General features: G+C 50.6%; 22 protein-coding genes, 1 pseudogene and 1 other annotated feature. Of the genes and pseudogenes, 6 read left to right on the forward strand and 17 right to left on the reverse strand.

The annotated features are described in order from the left end of the window. Window positions 1-80: 80 nt before the first annotated feature. Window positions 81-377 (reverse strand): YciI family protein, encoded by a 297-nt coding sequence (locus tag ABZJ92_RS04340; RefSeq protein ID WP_000967595.1) that lies wholly within the window; start codon window positions 375-377, stop codon window positions 81-83. A 214-nt stretch (window positions 378-591) separates the two neighbouring features. Here ABZJ92_RS04340 and tonB point away from each other — a divergent pair, with 214 nt between their 5' ends. Then, complete coding sequence (gene tonB / locus ABZJ92_RS04345) at window positions 592-1,320, forward strand: TonB system transport protein TonB (RefSeq protein WP_011069346.1); 729 nt, start codon at window positions 592-594, stop codon at window positions 1,318-1,320. A gap of 39 nt (window positions 1,321-1,359) precedes the next feature. On the opposite strand, the gene yciA is transcribed toward tonB, so the two are convergent. From yciA to ABZJ92_RS04365, 4 genes and pseudogenes are all read right to left on the reverse strand, one after another. Next, on the reverse strand, window positions 1,360-1,758 hold the full coding sequence (gene yciA, locus ABZJ92_RS04350; protein ID WP_000108160.1) for an acyl-CoA thioester hydrolase YciA: 399 nt from the start codon (window positions 1,756-1,758) through the stop codon (window positions 1,360-1,362). 104 nt (window positions 1,759-1,862) lie between these two features. Continuing rightward, complete coding sequence (locus ABZJ92_RS04355; RefSeq protein WP_000808673.1) at window positions 1,863-2,402, reverse strand: septation protein A; 540 nt, start codon at window positions 2,400-2,402, stop codon at window positions 1,863-1,865. A 29-nt stretch (window positions 2,403-2,431) separates the two neighbouring features. Continuing rightward, window positions 2,432-3,175, reverse strand: coding sequence for a YciC family protein (locus tag ABZJ92_RS04360; RefSeq protein ID WP_000028536.1), 744 nt, complete (start codon window positions 3,173-3,175; stop codon window positions 2,432-2,434). Between the two features lie 27 nt (window positions 3,176-3,202). Continuing rightward, a pseudogene (locus tag ABZJ92_RS04365) lies at window positions 3,203-3,292 on the reverse strand (YkgJ family cysteine cluster protein); the annotation flags it as partial. Between the two features lie 239 nt (window positions 3,293-3,531). Here ABZJ92_RS04365 and ompW point away from each other — a divergent pair. Beyond that, window positions 3,532-4,170, forward strand: a complete 639-nt coding sequence (gene ompW, locus ABZJ92_RS04370) for an outer membrane protein OmpW (RefSeq protein WP_000737226.1) — start codon at window positions 3,532-3,534, stop codon at window positions 4,168-4,170. Window positions 4,171-4,229: 59 nt separating this feature from the next. Here the strand turns inward: ompW and ABZJ92_RS04375 are convergent, their stop codons facing one another. The 9 genes from ABZJ92_RS04375 to trpL all read right to left on the reverse strand — a co-directional run bounded on the left by ABZJ92_RS04375 (window position 4,230) and on the right by trpL (window position 12,593). After that, window positions 4,230-4,736 (reverse strand): ferritin-like domain-containing protein, encoded by a 507-nt coding sequence (locus ABZJ92_RS04375; RefSeq protein ID WP_001079496.1) that lies wholly within the window; start codon window positions 4,734-4,736, stop codon window positions 4,230-4,232. A gap of 45 nt (window positions 4,737-4,781) precedes the next feature. Beyond that, window positions 4,782-5,282, reverse strand: a complete 501-nt coding sequence (locus ABZJ92_RS04380; protein ID WP_001056505.1) for a YciE/YciF ferroxidase family protein — start codon at window positions 5,280-5,282, stop codon at window positions 4,782-4,784. Between the two features lie 85 nt (window positions 5,283-5,367). Next, window positions 5,368-5,547, reverse strand: a complete 180-nt coding sequence (locus ABZJ92_RS04385; protein ID WP_000807659.1) for a con-10 family general stress protein — start codon at window positions 5,545-5,547, stop codon at window positions 5,368-5,370. 379 nt (window positions 5,548-5,926) lie between these two features. Further along, on the reverse strand, window positions 5,927-6,733 hold the full coding sequence (gene trpA, locus ABZJ92_RS04390) for a tryptophan synthase subunit alpha (protein ID WP_000443067.1): 807 nt from the start codon (window positions 6,731-6,733) through the stop codon (window positions 5,927-5,929). Beyond that, entirely contained in the window at window positions 6,733-7,926 is a 1,194-nt protein-coding gene (trpB, locus tag ABZJ92_RS04395) for a tryptophan synthase subunit beta (RefSeq protein ID WP_000209520.1), read from the reverse strand. Before trpB ends, trpA begins: the two co-directional genes overlap by 1 nt. 11 nt (window positions 7,927-7,937) lie before the next feature. After that, entirely contained in the window at window positions 7,938-9,299 is a 1,362-nt protein-coding gene (trpCF, locus tag ABZJ92_RS04400) for a bifunctional indole-3-glycerol-phosphate synthase TrpC/phosphoribosylanthranilate isomerase TrpF (RefSeq protein WP_000983893.1), read from the reverse strand. Then, window positions 9,300-10,895, reverse strand: coding sequence for a bifunctional anthranilate synthase glutamate amidotransferase component TrpG/anthranilate phosphoribosyltransferase TrpD (trpD, locus tag ABZJ92_RS04405; protein ID WP_000763514.1), 1,596 nt, complete (start codon window positions 10,893-10,895; stop codon window positions 9,300-9,302). Then, complete coding sequence (gene trpE / locus ABZJ92_RS04410) at window positions 10,895-12,457, reverse strand: anthranilate synthase component I (RefSeq protein WP_001194617.1); 1,563 nt, start codon at window positions 12,455-12,457, stop codon at window positions 10,895-10,897. Before trpE ends, trpD begins: the two co-directional genes overlap by 1 nt. 21 nt (window positions 12,458-12,478) lie before the next feature. Beyond that, window positions 12,479-12,572: a sequence feature (Trp leader region), on the reverse strand. Then, entirely contained in the window at window positions 12,549-12,593 is a 45-nt protein-coding gene (gene trpL, locus ABZJ92_RS04415) for a trp operon leader peptide (RefSeq protein WP_001700591.1), read from the reverse strand. It overlaps the preceding feature by 24 nt. 137 nt (window positions 12,594-12,730) lie before the next feature. Here trpL and rnm point away from each other — a divergent pair, with 137 nt between their 5' ends. From rnm to rluB, 3 genes are all read left to right on the forward strand, one after another. Further along, window positions 12,731-13,612, forward strand: coding sequence for an RNase RNM (gene rnm, locus ABZJ92_RS04420; RefSeq protein ID WP_001285681.1), 882 nt, complete (start codon window positions 12,731-12,733; stop codon window positions 13,610-13,612). After that, window positions 13,609-14,229: an L-threonylcarbamoyladenylate synthase gene (locus ABZJ92_RS04425; RefSeq protein WP_001295575.1), complete on the forward strand. Its 621-nt coding sequence runs from the start codon at window positions 13,609-13,611 to the stop codon at window positions 14,227-14,229. The genes rnm and ABZJ92_RS04425 overlap by 4 nt, the downstream gene beginning before the upstream one ends. Before the next feature lie 100 nt (window positions 14,230-14,329). Next, complete coding sequence (gene rluB / locus ABZJ92_RS04430) at window positions 14,330-15,202, forward strand: 23S rRNA pseudouridine(2605) synthase RluB (RefSeq protein WP_001291219.1); 873 nt, start codon at window positions 14,330-14,332, stop codon at window positions 15,200-15,202. A gap of 39 nt (window positions 15,203-15,241) precedes the next feature. Here the strand turns inward: rluB and cobO are convergent, their stop codons facing one another. Both cobO and ABZJ92_RS04440 read right to left on the reverse strand, forming a co-directional pair. Next, on the reverse strand, window positions 15,242-15,832 hold the full coding sequence (gene cobO / locus ABZJ92_RS04435; RefSeq protein WP_001278905.1) for a cob(I)yrinic acid a,c-diamide adenosyltransferase: 591 nt from the start codon (window positions 15,830-15,832) through the stop codon (window positions 15,242-15,244). Beyond that, window positions 15,829-16,587, reverse strand: a complete 759-nt coding sequence (locus tag ABZJ92_RS04440; protein ID WP_000559292.1) for a YciK family oxidoreductase — start codon at window positions 16,585-16,587, stop codon at window positions 15,829-15,831. The genes cobO and ABZJ92_RS04440 overlap by 4 nt, the downstream gene beginning before the upstream one ends. A gap of 219 nt (window positions 16,588-16,806) precedes the next feature. Between ABZJ92_RS04440 and sohB the strand changes: the two genes are divergently transcribed. Continuing rightward, window positions 16,807-17,856, forward strand: coding sequence for a protease SohB (gene sohB, locus ABZJ92_RS04445; RefSeq protein WP_000422045.1), 1,050 nt, complete (start codon window positions 16,807-16,809; stop codon window positions 17,854-17,856). Between the two features lie 35 nt (window positions 17,857-17,891). Here sohB and ABZJ92_RS04450 read toward each other — a convergent pair whose 3' ends face one another. Then, the gene (locus ABZJ92_RS04450) at window positions 17,892-18,143 is read right to left on the reverse strand and encodes a YciN family protein (protein WP_001031530.1); all 252 of its coding nucleotides are present in this window, start codon (window positions 18,141-18,143) and stop codon (window positions 17,892-17,894) included. Window positions 18,144-18,146 lie beyond the last annotated feature (3 nt).

Raw genomic sequence — 18,146 nt, forward strand, 5'->3', positions numbered from 1 at the left:
TTCAGGGAAAAATATCATCAGATGGCTGCTTAAAAAAAGAACAAATGGTAGTGTCCGCTATTGCCAGTACACCTCACTACTCAGAACACTTTCTTAAATGGTTTCACTGAAACGTGTTCATAGACTCCTGCCGCTACGTACGGGTCAGCATCGGCCCAGGCCTGAGCTGCTTCCAGCGATTCAAATTCAGCAATAACGGTTGAGCCAGTAAATCCCGCAGCCCCTGGATCGTTACTGTCTACCGCTGGCATTGGACCAGCTGTCAACAAACGACCTTCATCATGCAGTAACTGTAAACGTGCTAAATGTGCCGGACGAACGGAAAGGCGTTTTTCGAGGCTATCAGCTTTGTCTTGAGCGTAAATAACATACAACACGGGCACAACTCCTTGTTCGGGAAAGTTGTAAAGTACGTTATTTGAAAGGGCGAAGATCTGCAACGGAAAGATGATGTCTTTGTTAAGGTCATGCATAAAGTAAGGGTAATTACGCCAAAAATGACATTTTCACTGATCCTGATCGTCTTGCCTTATTGAATATGATTGCTATTTGCATTTAAAATCGAGGCCTAGTTTTTCTACTGAAATGATTATGACTTCAATAACCCTTGATTTACCTCGCCGCTTCCCCTGGCCGACGTTACTTTCGGTCTGCATTCATGGTGCTGTTGTGGCGGGGCTGCTCTATACCTCGGTACATCAGGTTATTGAACTACCTGCGCCTGCGCAACCAATTTCTGTCACGATGGTTGCGCCTGCTGATCTCGAACCGCCACAAGCCGTTCAGCCGCCACCGGAGCCGGTGGTAGAGCCAGAACCGGAACCTGAGCCGATCCCCGAACCGCCAAAAGAAGCACCGGTGGTCATTGAAAAGCCGAAGCCGAAACCTAAGCCAAAACCGAAGCCGGTGAAAAAGGTACAGGAGCAGCCAAAACGCGATGTCAAACCCGTAGAGTCGCGTCCGGCATCACCGTTTGAAAATACGGCACCCGCGCGCCCCACATCAAGTACGGCAACGGCTGCAACCAGCAAGCCGGTTACCAGTGTGGCTTCAGGACCACGCGCATTAAGCCGTAATCAGCCGCAGTATCCGGCACGAGCACAGGCATTGCGCATTGAAGGGCAGGTTAAAGTTAAATTTGACGTCACGCCGGATGGTCGCGTGGATAACGTACAAATCCTCTCAGCCAAGCCTGCGAACATGTTTGAGCGTGAGGTGAAAAATGCGATGCGCAGATGGCGTTATGAGCCGGGTAAGCCAGGCAGTGGGATTGTGGTGAATATCCTGTTTAAAATTAACGGCACCACCGAAATTCAGTAAGCAGAAAGTCAAAAGCCTCCGACCGGAGGCTTTTGACTATTACTCAACAGGTAAGGCGCGAGGTTTTCCTTCAGGATCAACCGCTACATACTTAAATAATGCTTCTGTCGCTTTATAGCGTTGCCCGATTGGTTCAGACGCTACTTTTTTCACCCACACTTCAATATTAATGCTGACCGATGTCGTCCCTTTCTGGACACAGCGTGCATAGCAGCACACCACATCGCCGACCGCAACCGGCCGTAAGAAAGTCATTCCTTCAACCCGCACAGTCACTACGCGACCGTGGGCAATTTCTTTTGCCAGAATAGCGCCGCCAATATCCATTTGTGACATTAACCAACCACCAAAGATGTCACCATTGGCATTGGTATCGGCGGGCATGGCTAAAGTACGTAAAACAAGATCGCCCTGAGGGACGTTATGTGTTGTAGACATGGTAAAACCGACTTAAAAGGAAAATCACAGGCGCGATGCTACTATGATTTTCCTGAGGAGAACAGAGGAGATACAGCGCCAGCCCCGAAGGACTGGCAGTCTGGTTAGGATTTATCTTCCTGCGGCATGTGGCGGTAGATATAGATACCGCTTAACAATGTGAAGATTAAGGTAAGGGCGGTCAGGCCAAAGACTTTAAAGTTGACCCAAATATTTTGCGGCAGCCAGAATGCGATGTAGATGTTTGCCAGACCGCAAAGGATAAAGAAAACAGCCCAGGCCAGATTTAGCTTCGACCATACCGGTTGCGGCAGCGTGAGTTCTTTACTCAGCATCCGCTGAATTAGCGGCTTTTTCATCACCCATTGGCTGACTAACAGGGCTCCCGCAAACAGAGCATAAATGACTGTAACCTTCCATTTAATAAACTCATCATTGTGGAAGAACAGCGTCAAGCCACCGAAGACGACCACCAGAACAAAAGTGATCAGGGCCATCTTCTCAACCTTACGAAAGCGAACCCAGCTATAGATAAGCACAATCGCCGTGGCGACGATCAGCGCTGCAGTAGCCGCATAGATGTCATAAATCTTGTAAAACGCGAAAAAGACAACCAGCGGTAAAAAATCAAGAAACTGCTTCATTTTACGATTCCGTAATCAAATGCTTAAGGTTATTGGCGAATCAACATATACAGGCGGAACAGATAGATGAGCAATATGGCAGAAATCAGGTTGCTCAAGGTGTTCGCCAGTACGGCACCAATTTCCGGGGTTAATGCGGCAAAAGAAGAGGCAAAAAGCAGCAACAGTGTTTTTGCCAGCAACCAGCTCAGTACTGCGGGTGCCACCAGACGCATATTCGCCCAAGTCAGCCGCATACTGCTACGCATCGAGGCAAAAATGCCCATTTTGTCCTGTACCAGCATCACCGGTGCCAGGGCCAGTAAAATGGCCATGATAATTCCCGGAACGACCACCAGCATGATGCCAATCTGTACTAAAAGGGTAGTCAGAAAAATCAGAATAAATAACTTGGGCAATATCGGCGCACTGGCACCAATAGCTCGCAGCGCACTGACTCTCTGACCCGCAGACACCAGCTGGATAATTAATATTACGCCTCCGGCGAGAATGGCGTTACCGATTAATTCTGAAAAAGTGGACGCCGCTGAAGCCTGCAGCAAAATTTGTTGCTGTTCCGGTGACATATTCTGAACCAGGTCGAACAACCCACTACTGCCGCTAACGGGCACGCCGTCATTGAGCTGCGCAAGCTGTGCATCACTGGGTGAGAAAACATGCCCTAACACCACTGTGATAAACGCACATAGCAACGATACCAACAGAATGGTCATAAATTGATTACGGAAGAAATTTCCGGTGTCACGGTATACGGACTGCGCCGTGATAGACATGCACTCTCCTTGAGTTTTATGCAGGTGTTAATTAGCGGGCAATTGTACCCTGGTTAAGCCTCGGGTGGCAGCATCAGGTCTTGTATGGAAAAGCATATCTTTGTAAAGCGGAGGTAATTGCTGGCCTTCAGGCGTGGGCAAAGCGCGGCAAGTGGCGATCGAGTTAATATTTGCGTAGAGAAAATATTTAAAAATTGATTTAAATCACATTAACCAGGATTCTCAATGCAACTTCTAAATTAATCCAGATCAATAAATGGTGAATTATCATATGTAATGTGATCTATGTAGGATCATTTGTTACTCCAATGTAGGTATATTCGTCACGTTTTTATAACCATAACGACGGAGCGGATATGAAAAAGTTAACAGTGGCGGCTTTGGCAGTAACAACTCTTCTTTCTGGCAGTGCCTTTGCGCATGAAGCAGGCGAATTTTTTATGCGTGCAGGTTCTGCAACCGTACGTCCAACAGAAGGTGCTGGTGGTACGTTAGGAAGTCTGGGTGGATTCAGCGTGACCAATAACACTCAACTGGGCTTGACGTTTACTTATATGGCGACCGACAACATTGGTGTGGAATTACTGGCAGCGACGCCGTTCCGCCATAAAATCGGCACCCGGGCGACCGGCGATATTGCAACCGTTCACCATCTGCCGCCAACACTGATGGCGCAGTGGTATTTTGGTGATGCCAGCAGCAAATTCCGTCCTTACGTTGGGGCCGGTATTAACTACACCACCTTCTTTGATAATGGATTTAACGATCATGGCAAAGAGGCGGGGCTTTCCGATCTCAGTCTGAAAGATTCCTGGGGAGCTGCCGGGCAGGTGGGGGTTGATTATCTGATTAACCGTGACTGGTTGGTTAACATGTCAGTGTGGTACATGGATATCGATACCACCGCCAATTATAAGCTAGGCGGTGCACAGCAACACGATAGCGTACGCCTCGATCCGTGGGTGTTTATGTTCTCAGCAGGATATCGTTTTTAATTCCGCACAAAAACGACCCCGTAATATACGGGGTCAATAAGGACATGGTATAAAGGGTATTATTTCTTCGCTTCTACGCCATCAGTTTCAGAACGAATTAAAAATTTCTCAGTTGTTTGCGGAATATGCTGAATCAGCCAGTCGGCCATTTGCTTTTCCTCATTTAAAATCGCTTCGATGATCGGAATTGAGACTGTATCACCGGCATTTTTTGCTGCTGCTAATAGTGAGGTGTAACAGGTGATTTCAAATTGCTCGAAGACATATCCGCCAATAGAGCCTTTAACTATTTCATCAGAAGGGAATATACCACCGATTGACTGCCCAAGCGCAGCCATTTTACTCATGGAATCTTTAATGACTGAACGTGAAATGTCATTACGATCAAGAATAGTTTCCAGTTGAACAATCTGGTTTTTGGTTTCACTAAGATGTTGTTCAATACGAGCGCGTAGTTCAGGATAATTATCTATACGGCTGGCCATGGATTCAAGCATAGATTCGGCTTGCTTTTCCATTGCGTGGGCGTCACGTAACCAGTCATGATAATGTTCAATACGATTCATGAAAATGTCCTCTTTATAAAATGACTAAAAGTTAAAATTCATATTTCAGGCTTTATTTTCGGCTTTCTTATTTACGTTATTAAGGGCCAGATCAGTCAGTTTGATGTCGGTGGCCTTTTCTTCTTCCAGGGTTTCTTTCAGAAGCTTCGCTGCTTTACGGTAACCTAATTGTTCAGCCAGCGTCGCTAATGTCCCGTAACTGGCAATCTCATAATGCTCGACTTTCTGTGCTGCGGCAATCAGTGCGGCATCACGCACTTCGTTTTTCTCGGTACTTTCGATGACCTCATTAGCTTCTTCAATAAGACCTTCCATTGCCACACATTTCATGCGCTTAATTTTCAGATTTGATTCTGATTCCACAACTTGATCAATTCGTTCAATCTGTCCATGAGTTTCCTCGAGGTGCGCATGAAAAGCCTGACTTAATTTTTCATTTGATGTTGCTCTTGCGAGTTTTGCCAGTGCCCGGGTTAATTGTTTTTCTGCGCTGTAGGTATCTGAAAGCAGTTGAATAAATACATCTTCAATGGTCTTCATATTCATATTTTTCTCCAGTGAAATCACTGCGAGCCATACGGCCCGCAGATGCAATTATCTTTATCAGCTGATATTAATAATTAACGGTGAATCAGGATTTGCCTGATTTATTACCACCGCTTTGTTGACCGCCTTTTTTACCCGCTTCAGATGCGCGTTGCGGATCATTTTTAAAATTACCGCCGCTATGCTGACCGCCTTTACGGCCTGCGTCGGATGCCTTCTCACGGTCTTCGGCGAAATTTCCTGAACTACCACGATGTTCGGCCATGTTATTTCTCCCGTTGCGTTGCATTGTTTCATTAATATGAGTGTTGTGTGTCGACACTCATTAAAATTAGTCACTAATGAGAATTAGTCAAATTAAGCGCAACGAGAAGATAGAGGGAAATATATTTTGAGGAACATTCTGGATATATTAACAATTACCTGAGGAATATGTGACTTAGAGAAAATTATTGATTTTACTGGTGTTATGTTGCGGGATTAATTTGTTTGATTATATTACTGTTGGGCGGAAAAATGACGTAAGTTGACGTTCGACCGGGGTAAGCGAAACGGTAAAAAGATAAATATTAAATGAATTTAGGATTTTTCCGGCTTCATTAAAGAAAGTTAAAATGCCGCCAGCGGAACTGGCGGCTGTGGGATTAACTGCGCGTCGCCGCTTTCATCGGTTGTACAAAAACTTTCAGTGCCGCCAGCATTTTCTCTGGCTCATTAATATGTTGCTCGATGATTTTAACAATGGCCGAACCAGAAATCGCGCCCGCAGCTCCTGCATCAATCGCTGCTTTTACCTGATCCGGGGCGGAAATACCAAACCCCTGCAATGGAGGTGCAGCGTTGTACTCTTTCAGCTTCGCAACCAGATGATTGAGGGGTAACGCGGCGCGGTTTTCTGCGCCGGTCACGCCCGCTCGTGACAGCAAATATGTGTAACCACGACCGTAAGAGGCTATCTGGCGCAGCAGGTCGTCATCGGCATTTGGCGGGCAGATGAAGATAGGTGCGACATTATGGCGCAACGCGGCCTGGCGGAAGGGCGCGGACTCTTCAACTGGCACATCGGCAACCAGCACCGAATCGACGCCGACTTTCTCGCACTGGGCATAAAACTCATCAATGCCTTTGTTAAACACCAGATTGGCATACATCAACAGGCCAATGGGAATGGTCGGGTGTTTCTGGCGAATCAGTGCCAGCATTTCAAAACATTGTGCCGGAGTCACACCTGCCGCAAAGGCGCGCAGAGTGGCGTTTTGAATGGTCGGGCCATCCGCCAGTGGGTCGGAGAAGGGGATACCTAACTCCAGCGCGTCAGCACCGGCTTCAATTAGCGTATCGATAATTTTCAATGACTGCTCAATGCCCGGATCACCGAGCGTGACGAAAGGAACGAATGCGCCTTCTTTGCGCTCCTTCAACTGGGCAAACAGAGATTCGTAGCGTTCCATCAGATTTCCCCTCGTGCTTTCAAAATATCGTGAACGGTGAAGATGTCTTTATCGCCGCGACCGGAAAGGTTAACCACCAGTAGCTGCTCTTTATCCGGGTTTTCGCGCATCATTTTCAGCGCATGGGCCAGGGCGTGGGAGGATTCCAGCGCCGGGATGATCCCTTCGTGCAGGCACAGCGTTTTGAAGGCTTCAAGGGCTTCATCATCGGTAATAGACACGTAATCAGCGCGTCCAGTGCTGTTAAGATACGCGTGTTGTGGACCGACAGACGGGAAATCCAGTCCGGCGGAGATGGAGTAAGATTCTTCAATCTGCCCGTCTTCGGTTTGCATCATCGGCGCTTTCATACCGAAATAAATGCCCACGCGACCATGTTTTAGCGGTGCGCCGTGCTCGCCAGTTTCGATACCGTGACCACCAGGCTCCACACCAATCAGGCCGACGTTGGTTTCATTGATGAAATCAGCAAACATGCCGATGGCATTCGAACCGCCGCCAACACAGGCGATAACGGCATCCGGCAGGCGACCTTCTCTTTCCAGAATCTGCGCTTTGGTTTCTTCGCCAATCATCCGCTGAAACTCACGGACAATGGTCGGATAAGGATGCGGGCCAGCCGCGGTGCCCAGCATATAGTGCGCGGTTTCATAACTGCCGGACCAGTCGCGTAGCGCCTCATTACAGGCATCTTTCAGCGTGGCGGAACCGCTATGTACCGGGATCACTTCCGCACCCATTAAGCGCATACGAAAAACGTTAGGCGACTGGCGTTCAACGTCTTTGGCACCCATATAAATACGGCATTTCAGGCCGAGCAGGGCGCTGGCAAGGGCCGACGCCACGCCATGCTGACCGGCCCCGGTTTCGGCGATGATTTCGGTTTTACCCATCCGCTTCGCCAGCAACGCCTGCCCCAGCACCTGGTTGGTTTTATGTGCGCCGCCGTGCAGCAAATCTTCACGCTTGAGATACAGCGTGGTGTTCGTCCCGGCTGTAATGTTCTGGCATTTGGTCAGTGCGGTTGGACGCCCGGCATAGTTTTTCAGCAGGTCGTTGAACTGGGCTTGAAATTCAGGATCTTTTTGCGCGCTGACAAAAGCTTCTTCCAGCTGGCGCAGAGCAGGCATCAGGATTTGTGGCACGTACATGCCGCCAAACTCACCAAAATAGGGGTTAAGTAATGTTGTCATTGTTCCTTTCCTTAATATGCGCGCAGCGTCTGGAAAACCGAGGCCAAAAGACGTGCGTCTTTGATGCCCGGTTGCGACTCTACAGCAGAATTAAAATCAAGTCCGGCGCAGCCGGTTTGTGCCGCTTCCACGCAGTTATCTGCGCCTAAGCCCCCCGCCAGCAGAACGTTGCCAAGCGATTGACCATTTAATAGTGACCAGTCAAAACGTTGCCCGCTTCCACCCTGGCCGTTGTCTAAAACATATTTATCAACGTGCTGAAACTCGCGGGCGGGCAGGGTTTCACCGACGCTTAATGCTTTCCAGATGGCAACATGTGCTGGCAGAGCTTCACGCAGCGTATCGATATACAGCTGATCTTCATTGCCATGCAGTTGCACTGCCGCCAGCGATAACACCTTAGCTTTGTCCACCACATCGGCAATATCGTGATTGCGGAACACGCCAACATACTGCAACGGTGCCGCAGCCATCACTTCCTGCGCCTGTTCAACGTTGACGCAACGCGGTGATGTCGCAACAAAAATCAACCCACCGTAAATCGCGCCCGCGTCATAAGCTGCTTTAGCATCTTGCCCACGCGTCAGGCCACATACTTTATTCTCACCCAGCAACACCCGGCGCACGGCGGCGTGCAAATCGTCATGGGCCATCAACGCCGAACCAATCAGAAAACCGTTAGCGAAGTGGCTTAACTCGCGCACCTGAGCGTAAGTATTGATGCCGGATTCGCTGATTACCGTTACGTTGTGCCCCAGTTTCGGCGCAAGCTCGCGGGTACGGTTGAGATCAATCGACAAATCACGCAGATCGCGGTTGTTGATGCCAACGACCTTTGCCCCTAATGCAATGGCGCGCTCCAGTTCCTCTTCATTACTGACTTCGGTCAGCACCCCCATCTCCAGACTGTGAGCGACGGCTGCAAGCTGGCGATATTGGTCGTCATCCAGTACTGAAAGCATTAATAAGCAGGCATCGGCCTGGTAATAGCGCGCCAGATAGATCTGGTAAGGGTCGATAATGAAGTCTTTACATAAAATCGGCTGCGGGGCGATTTGGCTGACGATGAGGAGGAAATCAAAGCTCCCCTGAAAATATTTCTCATCAGTCAGCACCGAAATTGCCGAAGCGTAATGTTTATAAATGGCGGCAATGCGTGCCGGATCGAAATCATCACGGATCACGCCTTTTGACGGCGACGCTTTTTTACACTCCAGAATAAACGCCGTGCGTGCACCCTGTAGCGCATCATAAAAATGTCGTGTGCTCGGCTGAACCTCATTCTGAAAACTGGCCAGCGGTTGCTGCTGTTTGCGGGTTTCTACCCAAATCGCCTTGTCTGCGACGATTTTCGCTAAAACGGTTTGCATCATTTACCCTCGTGCCGCCAGCGCGGTAACTCTGTCGTAAGCGGAACCACTGCGCAGTACCTCAAGAACGGTTTGCGCATTGGCTTGCAGATCTTCATGGCCATGCAGGCGCATTAACATGGCGACGTTCGCAGCGACGGCTGCTTCATGGGCGGCGTCGCCTTTACCTTGTAACAAGCGTGTTAAAATGTCACGGTTTTCTTCAGGTGTTCCGCCTGCCAGTTGCTCCTGGTGGTAGGGAGTCAGGCCAAAATCTTCAGCGGTCAATTGATAGCTCTTAATTTTGCCGTCATGCAGCTCGGCAACGATTGTCGGCGCGTGTAATGAAACTTCATCCATCCCGCCGCTGTGCACCACCGCCGCGCGTTGATACCCCAGCACGCGCAAGGTTTCGGCAATCGGCAGCACCAGTTCCGGACTATAAACACCAATTAACGCCAGCGGCGGATGCGCCGGGTTAATCAATGGCCCCAGCACATTGAACAGGGTGCGGGTTTTCAGTTGCTGGCGAACCGGCATCGCGTGGCGGAATCCGGTGTGATATTTCGGCGCAAAGAGGAAACATACGCCTAACTCGTCCAGCGCCTGGCGCGATTTATTGGCGTTCATATCAAGATTAATACCGAATGCCGCCAGCAGATCCGACGAGCCGGATTTACTGGAGACGCTGCGGTTACCGTGTTTCGCCACTTTCAGCCCACAGGCCGCGGCGACAAACGCACTGGCGGTAGAAATATTGATACTGTTGCTGCCGTCACCGCCAGTACCGACGATATCAGCAAACAGATAATCCGGGCGCGGGAACGGCGCTGCGTTTTCCAGTAGCGCGGTTGCTGCCCCGGCGATCTCGTTCGGGTGCTCACCGCGAATTTTCATGCTCACCAGCGCCGCCGCCAGTTGTTCCGGCTTCAGCTCGCCACGCACCACCGCTGAAAACAGCTGGTGGCTTTCTTGTTGGCTAAGCGTCTGCGCCTGATACAGTTTTTCCAGAATCGGTTGCAGCGTGTTGGCTGGCTCTAGTTTCTGCTGCGCCCAGGCCAGCGTTTGTTCCAGCAGGCGAGCGCCCTGGGTGGTGAGAATGGATTCCGGATGGAACTGGAATCCACAAACGCGATCCGCATCGTGACGTACTGCCATCACCATGCCATTAAAATGGGCGTTGATGGTTAAACCGGCCGGAATGTTACTGCCAACCAGCGAGTGATAACGCGCCACCGGCAGCGGGTTTGTTAATCCGGCAAACATCGCCTGACCGTCATGTTCAATGCTCGACGCTTTACCGTGAAGAATTTCGCCCGCCTGACCGACATAGCCCCCGTAAGCTTCGACAATTGCCTGATGTCCGAGGCAAATGCCAATAATGGGCAGCTTGCCACGCAAGCGGGTGAGGAGTTCCGGCATACAACCGGCTTCGCTCGGCACACCGGGGCCAGGAGAAAGCATCAGTACCGGATTGCTCATCGTCGCCAGGCGTTCAATTAAGGTCTGCGCCGGAATATGGTTGCGGTAAATCACCACGTTATGACCATTGCTGCGCAACTGATCTGCCAGGTTGTACGTAAAAGAGTCGATATTATCGAGCAGCAGAATGTCAGCCATCAGAAAGTCTCCTGTGCATGATGCGCGGTGGCAATAGCGCGCAGTACAGCGCGGGCTTTGTTACGGGTTTCGTCGGCTTCCGACTGCGGAACAGAATCAAGGACTACACCAGCACCCGCTTGCACGGTGGCGATACCGTTTTCCACCAGCGCCGAGCGGATCACAATGCAGGTGTCGAGATCGCCATGCGCGGTGAAATAACCTACCGCGCCGCCGTAGCTGCCGCGGCGACGACCTTCCGCCTCGGCAATTAACTGCATAGCGCGTACTTTCGGCGCACCGCTTAACGTCCCCATATTCATACAGGCGCGATAAGCGTGCAGGGCGTCAAGATCGTGACGCAGTTCGCCGACTACGCGAGAGACGAGGTGCATCACATAGGAATAACGGTCAACTTTGGTGAGATCGGCGATGTAGCGGCTGCCAGGGGTGCAAATGCGTGCCAGATCATTACGGGCGAGATCAACCAGCATCAGATGTTCAGACAGCTCTTTATGGTCAGTACGCATTTCCAGTTCAATACGGCTGTCGAGATCTCTGTCCAGTGAACCATCGGCGCGACGACCGCGTGGGCGTGTTCCGGCAATCGGGTAGATCTCAATCTGGCGGCTGGTGGCATCATACTTGAGCGAGCTTTCCGGCGACGCGCCAAATAGGGTGAAATCATTATCCTGCATAAAAAACATGTACGGGCTGGGATTACTCTTTTTCAGCACGTAATAGGCCGCCAGCGGTGACGGGCAGGGCAGAGAGAAACGGCGAGATGGCACCACCTGGAAAATTTCTCCAGCGCGAATCGCTTTTTGCAACAAACGCACTACGCCACCGAACTCTTCATCGCTCTGATTACATTCACAACGCATATGCGGCACGGAAACCACTGGCAGCGGCGGCGCGGCTTCGGTCAGTTGCTGACGTAGTTCGTTCAGGCGAGCAGTGAGACGTTGTTTTTCTTCTTCATTCGGAGCAAACAGGCTGGCCTGAATACGGGTGCTTTTTTTCTGATGGTCAATCACCATCAGCGTTTCAGCGAGATAAAAACAGAAATCAGGGCAGTTATTTTCCGCTGACAGTTGCGGTAAATCTTCAAATCCCGCCACAAGGTCATAAGAGAACAGGCCGCCGAAGAACATTGCTTCTCGTTCTTCCTTCGGTACATTCAACAGATTCTGCAATAAACGGAAAGCGTCAAAAACCGAAAGGGAGCATAAGCGGGCGTCTTCATCCAGCAGTGGACTGACAGGGGGGAAGCGCAGCACACGGCAGTTTGGTGATTGTTCACTTTCCACACCCGCAGGCAGGGCGTTATCCAGTAGTGCCAGCAGGGCTTCGCCATTGCCGGAAAGTGCCTGAATTGTGACGGTGTCACCTAATGCTGTAATGCGCAGCGCACTGTCTATCAGCAGCAGGCTTTTTAAATCATCTTTGCTGTCGATATCTGCGGATTCCAGCAGCAGCGTTGCCGGACGATTCCCACACAACTGGTGAAAAAGCGCAGTCGGGTTGTCGCGATAAGCGCCTTCGCAGGTTAGCAGTTCGAGAGTCGGTTTTTGTGTTTGCATTGTTATTCTCTAATTTTGTTCAAAAAAAAGCCCGCTCATTAGGCGGGCTGGGTATCTGATTGCTTTACGCATGGTGAATACACTGCCCGTTTCAGGAAGTGCGCCACCAACCTTTCAGTACGAAAATTGCTTTCATTGTCGATACCCTTTTTACGTGAACTTGCGTACTAGTTAACTGGTTCGATGATTAATTGTCAACAGCTCATTTCAGAATATTTGCCAGACCCGTTATGATGTCGGCGCAAAAAACATTATCCAGAACGGGAGTGCGCCTTGAGCGACACGAATTATGCAGTGATTTACGACCTGCACAGCCATACCACAGCTTCCGATGGCTGCCTGACGCCAGAAGCATTGGTGCACCGTGCAGTCGAGATGCGCGTCGGCACCCTGGCGATCACCGACCATGACACCACAGCTGCAATCGCGCCAGCAAGAGAGGAAATTTCACGTTCGGGACTGGCGCTGAATCTTATTCCCGGCGTGGAAATTTCCACGGTCTGGGAAAATCATGAAATTCATATTGTCGGGCTGAATATTGATATTACTCATCCGCTAATGTGTGAGTTCCTCGCGCAGCAGACAGAACGGCGCAATCAGCGGGCGCAGCAAATTGCCGAAAGACTTGAAAAAGCGCAAATACCTGGGGCGCTGGAAGGCGCACAACGACTGGCGCAGGGCGGCGCAGTGACGCGCGGTCATTTTGCGCGTTTCCTTGTGGAGTGCGGCAAAGCCAGTTCAATGGCAGATGTCTTTAAAAAGTATCTGGCGCGCGGGAAAACCGGATACGTTCCGCCACAGTGGTGTACAATAGAACAAGCTATTGATGTCATTCATCATTCTGGCGGTAAGGCGGTGCTAGCTCATCCTGGGCGGTACAATCTTAGTGCTAAATGGCTGAAAAGATTGGTTGCGCATTTTGCCGAACACCACGGCGACGCGATGGAAGTCGCGCAGTGCCAGCAATCGCCCAATGAACGCACCCAGCTGGCCACACTTGCGCGTCAGCATCATTTATGGGCATCACAAGGATCTGATTTTCATCAGCCATGCCCGTGGATCGAACTGGGTCGTAAACTCTGGCTGCCCGCAGGCGTTGAAGGCGTCTGGCAGCTATGGGAACAGCCGCAGAACACCACAGAGAGGGAATTATGAGCCAGTTTTTTTATATTCATCCTGATAACCCGCAGCAACGTCTGATCAACCAGGCGGTGGAGATCGTGCGTAAAGGCGGGGTGATTGTCTATCCAACTGATTCCGGCTATGCGCTCGGCTGTAAAATTGAAGATAAAAACGCCATGGAGCGTATTTGTCGTATTCGCCAGCTGCCGGACGGTCACAACTTTACCCTGATGTGTCGCGATCTTTCTGAACTCTCGACCTATTCATTCGTGGATAACGTTGCGTTTCGTTTGATGAAAAACAACACGCCGGGCAACTATACCTTCATCCTGAAGGGGACGAAGGAAGTGCCACGCCGTCTGTTGCAGGAGAAACGCAAAACCATCGGTATGCGTGTGCCTTCTAACCCGATTGCGCAGGCGTTGCTTGAAGCACTGGGCGAACCGATGCTTTCCACTTCGCTAATGCTGCCAGGCAGCGAATTTACCGAATCCGATCCCGAAGAAATTAAAGACCGTCTGGAAAAACAGGTAGATTTGATTATTCACGGCGGCTATCTCGGGCAGAAACCAACAACGGTTATTGATCTTACCGATGATACGCCGGTCGTGGTGCGTGAAGGCGTAGGTGATGTGAAGCCTTTCTTATAAGTGCGTAACTCTGTATACTACGCGGCCTTAAAATGGCGCTATACGGCGCCATTGATTCTCCTGTTCGACGCCTGTGAAGGCGACACCAAAAGGAAGCTCTATGAGCGAAAAATTACAGAAAGTGCTGGCCCGCGCTGGCCACGGCTCCCGCCGTGAAATCGAATCTATTATTGAAGCCGGTCGTGTGAGTGTTGATGGCAAAATTGCTAAACTCGGCGATCGCGTTGAAGTTACCCCTGGGCTGAAAATTCGTATCGATGGTCATCTGATTTCGGTACGTGAGTCCGCTGAACAAATTTGTCGCGTTCTGGCCTATTACAAACCGGAAGGTGAGTTGTGTACCCGTAACGATCCGGAAGGGCGTCCGACGGTGTTTGACCGTCTGCCAAAGCTGCGTGGCGCACGCTGGATTGCCGTAGGTCGTCTGGACGTTAACACCTGTGGTCTGCTGCTGTTCACCACCGATGGTGAACTGGCAAACCGTTTAATGCATCCAAGCCGTGAAGTTGAACGTGAATACGCCGTGCGTGTATTTGGTCAGGTTGACGACGCGAAACTGCGTGATTTGAGTCGTGGCGTGCAACTGGAAGATGGTCCGGCAGCTTTTAAAACCATCAAGTTCAGCGGCGGCGAAGGGATCAACCAGTGGTACAACGTGACTCTGACCGAAGGCCGTAACCGTGAAGTTCGTCGTCTGTGGGAAGCGGTTGGTGTGCAGGTGAGCCGCCTGATCCGTGTTCGTTACGGTGATATCCCACTGCCAAAAGGTCTGCCACGCGGTGGCTGGACGGAGCTGGACCTCGCCCAGACTAACTATCTGCGCGAACTGGTGGAGCTTCCGCCAGAAACCAGCTCTAAAGTCGCTGTAGAAAAAGACCGTCGTCGCATGAAGGCTAATCAGATTCGTCGTGCGGTGAAACGTCACAGTCAGGTGAGCGGCAGTCGTCGTTCTGGCGGGCGTAATAACGGTTAATCAAAGTATGCCGGACGTCATATCCGGCATTTTTACAGATTAATAATCAATCCCTATTTGCGCCTTAACACCGGCATCAAACGCATGTCTGATGGGGCGCAGCTCACTTACCGTATCCGCCAGTTCAAGAATATCCCGATGACAGCCTCGACCCGTGATAATCACCGTCTGTTGATGTGGACGTTCATTTAACGCCTGCACCACTTCTTCCAGTGGCAAATAGTCATACGCCACCATATACGTCAGTTCATCAAGCAAAACCATATCCAGTGAGGAATCAGCAAGCATCCGCTTTGCATGTTGCCAGACTTCGCGGCAGGCGGCGGTATCAGACTCGCGGTTTTGTGTATCCCAGGTAAAGCCCGTTGCCATCACCTGAAACTCAACGCCATGTGGCTCCAGCAGATTGCGTTCGCCATTAGGCCAGGTGCCTTTAATAAACTGCACGACGCCCACTTTTTTTCCGTGACCAACTGCGCGTGTTGCCGTACCAAATGCCGCGGTGGTTTTGCCTTTTCCATTGCCGGTAAAGACGATGATAATACCGCGTTCATCCTGGGCCTGGGCCACACGAGCATCTACTTTTTCTTTCACTCGCTGCTGACGCTGTTGGTAGCGTTCATCACTCATTGGGAAATTCCTGGTTTACGGCCCGGTTGGGCGTCAAAGGTCATGCCGGTTTTACGGCGGCTGTCATCGCCCATCAGCCAGAGGTAGAGCGGCATGATATCAGCGGGTGTTTTAAGTTTCTGTGGATCTTCGGTCGGGAAGGCGCTTGCGCGCATTGCGGTGCGCGTACCGCCTGGGTTAATGCAGTTGACGCGCAGGCGCTGCTGATATTCATCGGCCAGTACCTGCATCATCCCTTCGGTGGCAAATTTCGACGCTGCATATGCACCCCAGTTGGCTCGTCCCTGACGTCCAACGCTTGATGAAGTAAAGACCAGTGAACCGGCGTCCGATTTGAGTAATAAAGGAAGCAGTGCCTGGGTGAGCATAAAGGTGGCATTAACGTTGATCTGCATGACGTCCTGCCAGACCTGCGGATTTTGTTCGCTCATTGGGCAAACATCGCCGAGCAATCCGGCATTATGCAAAACACCATCCAGACGCGGATAATTAACGACAATGCGCTGTGCCAGTTGTTGGCAATTTTCGGACGTGCAGGTCAGCAAATCGAGAATAAACCACTGTGGCTGACGCCCAGTTTCTTCGTTTATGTGGCTGGCTACCTGACGTAATTTTTCTTCATTACGGCCCAACAGAATCACTGTCGCACCATAGCGTGCATACGTCATCGCGGCTTCACGACCAATCCCATCGCTGGCTCCCGTCACCAGGATAATGCGATCATTGAGTAAATCTTGTTTTGGCTGGTAATGCATGGCTACTCCTCAACGACGTTGTCTGTCGCGCTGCCAGTGTACTTTATGACTTTGGGGCTTTATGCCTGAAACAGAAGGGCATTTCAATCAGCCTGGGGCGATAACACCGCAAAATGGATACTTTGTCATACTTTCGCTGCAATAACATCTCTGCGAGACGGCTTAACATGCCTGTTGTAAACTGTGAGCCAAAGCGTTGTTTAACCAAGGTGGGGACTCGTGGAATTGTTGTCTGAATATGGTTTGTTTTTGGCTAAAATCGTTACCGTTGTGCTAGCGATTGCGGCGATTGCCGCCATTATTGTCAATGTTGCTCAACGTAATAAACGCCAGCGTGGCGAGTTACGGGTCAACAATCTCAGCGAACAGTATAAGGAGATGAAAGAAGAACTGGCCGCGGCGCTGATGGACTCACATCAGCAAAAACAGTGGCACAAAGCGCAGAAGAAAAAGCACAAGCAAGAAGCGAAAGCAGCAAAAGCGAAAGCCAAACTGGGCGAGGTGGCAACTGACAGTAAACCTCGCGTCTGGGTGCTGGATTTTAAAGGCAGCATGGACGCCCATGAAGTGAACTCGCTACGTGAAGAGATAACGGCGGTACTCGCAGCATTCAAACCGCAGGATCAGGTTGTGCTCCGTCTGGAAAGCCCTGGTGGCATGGTGCATGGTTACGGGTTGGCGGCTTCGCAGCTGCAGCGTCTGCGTGATAAAAACATTCCTTTAACTGTTACGGTAGACAAAGTCGCTGCCAGCGGCGGTTACATGATGGCCTGTGTGGCGGACAAAATTGTTTCCGCACCGTTTGCTATTGTGGGTTCCATTGGGGTGGTGGCGCAAATGCCCAACTTTAACCGCTTCCTGAAAAGCAAAGATATTGATATCGAACTGCACACCGCCGGGCAGTATAAGCGCACGCTGACCTTGCTGGGTGAAAATACCGAAGAAGGGCGGGAGAAATTCCGCGAAGAGCTGAACGAAACGCATCAGTTATTTAAAGATTTTGTGAAGCGTATGCGTCCGTCTCTGGATATTGAACAGGTGGCAACGGGTGAACACTGGTACGGACAACAGGCGGTAGAGAAAGGCCTGGTTGATGAAATCAACACCAGTGATGAAGTTATTCTTAGCCTGATGGAAGGCCGTGAAGTGGTTAATGTACGCTATATGCAGCGTAAACGACTCATTGACCGATTCACCGGCAGCGCGGCAGAGAGCGCCGATCGATTGTTGCTACGCTGGTGGCAGCGGGGTCAAAAGCCATTGATGTAAAAGACAAACGCGAGGCTAAGACCTCGCGTTTTGCTTTAATCAACCAGATGATATTTTTCTGAAAGCACATGGGCCAGGTGTTTGAACATATTAAACACCGCGGTGCTTTTGGCTGTTGGCAATCCTTGTTCATCTAAAAAGTAGTCGCCGGTAAATACCAGCACGCCATTACGCTGCGTGACGCCGGTGGCTTCAATCCCTGCGAGCGTATCCTCATGCTCACGAATGATTTTGTTGGCCTCTTTCAACAGCGTTTCGCGGTCGATGGGTTGTGTCTCTTTGTTCATTAT

Origin of the sequence: Shigella sp. FJ200513 (assembly GCF_040495915.1) — a bacterium.
GTDB lineage: Bacteria > Pseudomonadota > Gammaproteobacteria > Enterobacterales > Enterobacteriaceae > ECMA0423.